Genomic DNA, 4,266 nt, shown 5'->3' on the forward strand with positions numbered 1-4,266 from the left:
AAAAGGGATATCGCCACTTTATACGAATACTGGCTGTTTTTCACGCTTTATGATTTATTCAAAGCTAAATTCAAAATAAAGGATATTGAGCACGAAGAGAAATCATACAATCATTTATTAGAACCAACTAGAGATGGTTTGAATATTATGGTAAAGCAAGGAAAACACACTGCTATTTATGGGGATTTTGATACAGAGAATAGAAAGTTAAAAGTAAAGTTCTCTTACAATCGTTCGTTTAAAGGCGGAACCCCTTATATTAATGAAAAAGGTGAAATCAATTCAGGTAGTTATTCAACAACACTTCGTCCTGATTACACATTATCGGTTTGGCCAGCAATACTAAAAGAAAAAGAGGCAGAAAAGCAGGAACTTATTGTTCATATTCATTTTGACGCTAAATACAAAGTAACACAGTTTGAAATTCAAACTTCTACCGATAATGATTTAATAGAACATGAAGAAAACAACGAGCGTAAAGGAATTTATAAAAATGCAGATTTATTAAAAATGCACGCCTACAAAGATGCCATTAGAAGATCAGGTGGCGCTTATATTTTATATCCTGGAACAGAAAAAAAAGAGATAAGAGGATTTCATGAAATTATACCAGGATTAGGAGCTTTTTCTATCAATCCAACGGGACAAAACAATGATATTTCCGAATTATCTAAGTTTATTGATTTAGTTATAAACCACTTGTTAGACAGAGCATCACAAAGAGAAAATATTAGTTATAGAACCCACCAAATCTATCAAACTAATAAAGATGATAGCAATTTGCTTCATGAACCAATTCCGGAATATTTAAACGGTAAAAAGATAATTCCTGATGATACCTTTGTCTTAGTTGGTTTTTACAAAGATGAAGATCATTATAATTGGGTTAAAAGAAAAAATCTATATAACATTAGAATTGACACTCGTCATGGTGCAATTCCTCTAACCAATAAGGAACTAACTTCAAAATATATTTTACTTCACACAACAGGAGATAAATTTTCAAAAGAGTTATGGGAAGTTAAAGGAGAAGGTGTGAGAGTATTTTCAAACGATAAAATGAAAAAAGAAGGTTACGAAACTGAAAACTCATATCTAATCTTTGAAATAGAGAAATCAAATTCAGTAGAATTTGAAAATGTTTCATGGGATTTCAAAAAATTAGAACAATACGAAAGCAAGAGACAATCCGGAAAGCCTTTTTGTGTGTCATTGTCAGAACTTATGCAAGTTGTAGTGAAATAAAAGTAATCGCATCTGATAATATTACTTACAAAAGCGCGTGCAAATAGTTCGCAGTTTCTATAAGCCCCGCCCTACGTAACTGTTCAAGAACCTGAAATTCGTCTACAGCAGGATTTTTCTTGTTCAGTACCATTTCTTTAAAGGCAGCTATGGCTTCCTCTTGATTTAGGTCTATAATATCAGTCAAAAAATCATCTGCTGTCTTGGCCGTCAACCCAAAAGTTTCTAGATAGTCTGCCGGAAAATCTTTGATGTTATTTGTCACTATGATATCGGCATTTATTTTTATCGCAGCAGCCAATACATGACGGTCTTTTTCATCTGGTAATTGCAAACTATCAACCAACCCGCCATAGTTTTGTACTAAGGCATCTTTAAAAGCATCGTTCACCTTTTGCACTCTTTTCTCAGCTTCTTCCTTTGCTACATTTTTTCGCTCCATTACACTTTGCCACTCATCTATAATATGTTGACTCCATTTTGGGGTATACAAATCATAATGAGCAAACCAAAGCAGCAAATCCCGGATAATAACCGGGTAAATCACATTAGTGTCCAACACTGCTTTAAATCTAACGCTATGAATCATACAGTCCTATTTCGTCATCAAAGTTCATAATATCAATGATGTGTTGTTTTTGTTCCTTTTTCATAGCTGCCTTATAGTTTACTACATCCTCAAATTTTAATCGTCTGTGTTTGCCCACTTTCATGAAAGGAATTTTGCCTTCTTCAATCAGTTTTACCAAATGAGGTCGAGAACAACCCAATATTTCTGCAGCCTTTTGAGTAGTAACTTCTGTAGCTATTGGCACTATCGAAATAGGTTTCCCTTGGCTCATCGCTTTCAGTATATCACCTAATAATTTCAATGCTCTGATAGGGATTACTATCTTTTCTTTGGTCTCTTCAATCTCAATTTCTGTTTGCTCAGTATTGATATGCTCTATGGCAGCCGTCAAGGCAGCATAGGAAGCTATAGCGACTCTCTGCTCTAGCTTTGAGGGCTTTTTAAGATCTTCCATGGTTATCATATTTAATTTTTGGTTATACGAATTTAAACGAAATAAACGAAATAAACAAAATATTCGAAAAATTTTAACAATAGGAATTGGAACTCTATTACTAATCCGATATCAAAGATTTACAATCCCTACTTATCACCAAACCCCAAACTATTCAACCCACCAAAAATCTGTGACAATCAGTACAATCCGCGTCATCCGTGTGCCAATTCATCCCTAAAACAGTAAATCCAACACCGCAAACGGGACCTACATCCTTAGTTAATACTATTATACCTTATATGCTGTGTGAATTTTGTTTTCAAATTACTTTTTCACACGGTACGGTGTGAATTTTGTTTTCAAATTATTTTTCACACAAATGGGTGTGAATTTTATTTTTTCATTCATTATTGTCACAACCCGATAGCGAGGATTTACAATCCGTGACAATCAGTCCCATCCGTTTCATCCGTGTGCCATCTCCCATCTCCCTACACCCCCAATTCACACACGAGCAAAGCGACTGCCGAAGGAATCATGATACCTCGAAAGTGTTTCTCTGGTATGGATTGAAAGGATTAAATTCGTTTTCGCTCAAACAGGCTTAGGGTTAGTCTAACAAATATGAAATGCTGTTCAGTATCTAACTAATTGTATTTCTAAAAAATAAAGGAGGCAATAGAACATAAAAAATCCCATCATTACAAAACCTCAAACGAGAGAGGATTTTGCAACGATAGGAATATCCATTTTTGAAACTAATAATTAGTTCTTAATAAATTTTAAGGGAGTCTGATTACCAATCTTAACAAAATACATTCCGGTTTTTAAGGAGGAAACCGAAACTTCAGTAGTGGTGTCAACCATCTTGCCGGTAGCTACGATTCTGCCTAAATCATCAAAAATCTGATAGGCTGCTCCAATGTTTTGAGAATCCACTTTCAATTGAAGAAAATCGCTTGCCGGATTGGGATATAGTTGAATAGAAGAAGCCGAAAATGAGTCACCCGACAATGAACTTTGATACAAAACCGCTACTTCATTAGGCGTCAAAGCCCGATTCCAAATGCCTATATCATCCAAACTACCATTAAAATAATTCCCTGAAACACCGCGACCAATCCAAATAGGTAAAAGGGCTTGGCTCACATTAGTATGGGTATTGGTGGTGGTTCCTTGTAAAACACCGTTTCTGTAAAAGGTCATCGTGTTTGCAGTATAGACGCCCACATAATGCTCCCATTCGTTAATCACATAATTAGTGGTAGCATTGGTCCAAAACCAAGCCGACTGTTGTTTGTTGGTGCCAAAAATAGCTTTTGTAGCATCACATTGAACAAGCCAAATAAAATTCAAACTGGTAGTAGTTCCGCTCATAATGGCTACATTACCGGTAGCATTACTGGCTTTTTTTATCCAAATAGAAACCGAAAAACTTCCGGCTTGTGTAAAGGTATGACCAATACTTGTACGGGTCAAATAACTCGAGCTCCCATTGAAACTGTATGCGGCATTGTCAACTCCAAATCGATCGGTTGTAGCCGACATATTGAAAGCGGTTAAGGTATTTCCGTTAATGGAGGAGTCATTGGTATTTTCCATTGCCCACCAAGCTAACAATCCGTTGGTAGGGACATAGGCAGGTGGCTGAGCATAAGTGATAAAAGTTCCGAAAAGCAGGAATAAGGTAAAGTAGTTTTTTAGTCGCATAAGCAAAAGGATTTACTAGTTAATACAAATCAAAAATACAATTATTCTAAACAAATTAACAAAATAACACAACATTCTAAATAGATATTGTTAAAACCAGATAGCGCGGATTTACAATCCGTGCTTTACCAAACCCCAAACTATTCTCCACTCCAAAAACCCGACAGCGTGGATTTACAATACCCGATGACGCGGATTTCCAATCCGTGCTTTTTCCTTTCTATTTCAATCCAAAAAAATCCGTAACTATCCGTGTTGCCTGTATCCGTTTAATCTGCGTTCCATTTTCAAATTATCACCAACC

4 protein-coding genes are annotated in these 4,266 nt (G+C 35.8%); 1 reads left to right on the forward strand and 3 read right to left on the reverse strand.

Features of this window, described 5'->3' with window-relative positions:
• The first annotated feature begins 9 nt into the window (after nucleotides 1–9).
• Nucleotides 10–1,245: a nuclease domain-containing protein gene (locus ACK4HO_RS00005; RefSeq protein WP_409661820.1), complete on the forward strand. Its 1,236-nt coding sequence runs from the start codon at nucleotides 10–12 to the stop codon at nucleotides 1,243–1,245.
• A gap of 25 nt (nucleotides 1,246–1,270) precedes the next feature.
• Here ACK4HO_RS00005 and ACK4HO_RS00010 read toward each other — a convergent pair whose 3' ends face one another.
• From ACK4HO_RS00010 to ACK4HO_RS00020, 3 genes are all read right to left on the reverse strand, one after another.
• Nucleotides 1,271–1,834, reverse strand: coding sequence for a PIN domain-containing protein (locus ACK4HO_RS00010; protein ID WP_409660760.1), 564 nt, complete (start codon nucleotides 1,832–1,834; stop codon nucleotides 1,271–1,273).
• On the reverse strand, nucleotides 1,824–2,270 hold the full coding sequence (locus ACK4HO_RS00015; protein WP_409660763.1) for a helix-turn-helix domain-containing protein: 447 nt from the start codon (nucleotides 2,268–2,270) through the stop codon (nucleotides 1,824–1,826). The genes ACK4HO_RS00010 and ACK4HO_RS00015 overlap by 11 nt, the downstream gene beginning before the upstream one ends.
• Nucleotides 2,271–3,017: 747 nt before the next feature.
• The gene (locus ACK4HO_RS00020) at nucleotides 3,018–3,962 is read right to left on the reverse strand and encodes a LamG-like jellyroll fold domain-containing protein (RefSeq protein WP_409660767.1); all 945 of its coding nucleotides are present in this window, start codon (nucleotides 3,960–3,962) and stop codon (nucleotides 3,018–3,020) included.
• Between the last annotated feature and the right edge of the window lie 304 nt (nucleotides 3,963–4,266).

The sequence above is a fragment of the Flavobacterium sp. genome (assembly GCF_046296355.1).
GTDB lineage: Bacteria > Bacteroidota > Bacteroidia > Flavobacteriales > Flavobacteriaceae > Flavobacterium.

Coding starts and splice junctions, on each gene's coding strand:
- ACK4HO_RS00015 (WP_409660763.1), bottom strand. CDS start 2,270: ATGGAAGATCTTAAAAAGCCCTCAAAGCTAGAGCAGAGAGTCGCTATA.
- ACK4HO_RS00010 (WP_409660760.1), bottom strand. CDS start 1,834: ATGATTCATAGCGTTAGATTTAAAGCAGTGTTGGACACTAATGTGATT.
- ACK4HO_RS00020 (WP_409660767.1), bottom strand. CDS start 3,962: ATGCGACTAAAAAACTACTTTACCTTATTCCTGCTTTTCGGAACTTTT.